Origin of the sequence: Mesorhizobium sp. M7A.F.Ca.CA.002.09.1.1, from assembly GCF_003998555.1 — a bacterium.
Lineage (GTDB): Bacteria > Pseudomonadota > Alphaproteobacteria > Rhizobiales > Rhizobiaceae > Mesorhizobium > Mesorhizobium ciceri.
Genome location: NZ_RZRR01001065.1, coordinates 1 through 1,660, shown reverse-complemented (window position 1 = coordinate 1,660; position 1,660 = coordinate 1). Strand labels below are relative to the sequence as shown.

At 62.2% G+C, this 1,660-nt stretch carries 3 protein-coding genes; 2 read left to right on the top strand and 1 reads right to left on the bottom strand.

Features of this window, described 5'->3' with window-relative positions; translation table 11 throughout:
- Positions 1–251: co-chaperone GroES (locus EN994_RS30265; RefSeq protein WP_164746367.1), on the bottom strand; the 251-nt coding region annotated here is incomplete at its 3' end.
- A gap of 332 nt (positions 252–583) precedes the next feature.
- Between EN994_RS30265 and EN994_RS30260 the strand changes: the two genes are divergently transcribed.
- Complete coding sequence (locus EN994_RS30260) at positions 584–862, top strand: usg protein (RefSeq protein WP_024501657.1); 279 nt, start codon at positions 584–586, stop codon at positions 860–862.
- A 170-nt stretch (positions 863–1,032) separates the two neighbouring features.
- A partial coding sequence (locus EN994_RS30255) for an oxidoreductase (protein WP_127308093.1) occupies positions 1,033–1,660 on the top strand: 628 nt, incomplete at its 3' end.

Here is a 1,660-nt window from a genome sequence, read left to right as displayed (position 1 = left end):
AAGGCGAAGTGCTCGCCGTCGAGTTTGATCTCGGTGCCGGACCATTTGCCGAACAGGATGCGGTCGCCGACCTTGACATCGAGTTCGACAAGCTTGCCGCTGTCGTCGCGCGCGCCGGGACCGACGGCGAGCACTTCGCCTTCCTGCGGTTTTTCCTTTGCGGTATCGGGGATGATGATGCCGCCGGAGGTCTTCTCCTCGGCTTCAAGGCGGCGGACCAGAATACGGTCATGCAATGGACGGAACGCCATGTCGTTCTCCTCGTGGACAAACAGGTTTTGAGGTTCCTCCGCACCGAACCGGCAATATCGGACCGGTGCGGAACGCCGCGACCCTTCGTCAGGCATCGCGGCGCATATCGAGCTAGTTTTGCCCTTTTTCGGTTTCAAGAGACCAGCGCAAAAATTTTTATATTCGACAAGAAAGAGCGCCAAGACACTGTTATGGCGTGGCTATTTTCGGAACCCGCGAGCTTCTCGCGGCGTTGTTTAAAGAGGGACAGAACCAATCGCCCCGGCCCGGCATTGGGCGGGTTCGACACAAATGCCGCCGGCTCGATGCCTCAGCGGAGAAGGAGAAAGACATGGCCGATACGGTCAGCAACGAATTCCGCCTGCAAATGGAAGGTTATGGCCTGACGACGGCCGAAATCCACTATTACCTGCCCGATCATCCAAGCCTGCTTCAGCTCTATGTCTGGCAGGACTATGATCTCGCTCCAGCCTTTCCCGAACTCAAGGGTTTTCTCCAATATTGGGAGCGCGAACTCGATGGTCCGCTCCACTCGGTTCGCGTTGCTCATCACCAGCTCATCCAGCCTTCGGAATGGCGGGCCGTCGAGGGCATAATCACGGTCCACTAGGGTCTTTGCGACGGCCTCCGCTACGTAGGGAATCACGACATTGGGGCAGGCTCTCGCCGGCCCCACGCAGCGCGACAGCCAACAACCTCCACTCCAAGATTTCCAATTTCCGTATTGTAAAACGATCGCGCCGCGCTAGCCTGAAATCAGATGCGAGGCGGGGAAGAGGAATGGAGCTCCAACTCAACGGCAAGGTGGCGCTGGTCACCGGCTCGACGCAAGGCATTGGCCGCGCCATCGCCGAGACGCTGGCGCGCTGCGGCGCGGGCGGCCTGCTCGTCACCGGGCGCGAGAAGACGCGCGGCGATGCCGTTGCGGAAGAGCTTTCGCGGCTCGGCACGCCGACGGTTTTCGTCGCCGCCGACCTCGCCGACCCGGCAGCCCCTGCCCTTTTGGCGCAAGCCTGCATCGAGCGCTTCGGCCGCATCGATGCGCTGGTCAACGCCGCAGGGCTGACCGACCGGGCCTCGTTCCTCGATGCCGATCTCGACGGCTGGGCCTCGCTGTTCGCGGTCAACGCGCGGGCGCCGTTCTTCCTCATGCAGGCGGCCATCGCCGACATGAAGAAGCGCGGAGAGCGCGGCGCCATCGTCAACATCCTGTCGATCAACGACCATTGCGGCTCGCCGGAGCTCGCCGTCTATTCCGCCAGCAAGGGCGCGCTGGCCACGCTGACCAAAAACGCCGCCAACGCCCATCGCTTCGATCGCATCCGCGTCAACGGCATCAATGTCGGCTGGACCGACACGCCGGCCGAACGCGTCATGCAAGCCGACACGCTGGGCAACGGGCCGGGCT

Bases quoted from the DNA above. Each gene is read 5' to 3' on its own strand.
- EN994_RS30260 (WP_024501657.1), top strand. From the start codon at position 584: ATGGCCGATACGGTCAGCAACGAATTCCGCCTGCAAATGGAAGGTTAT.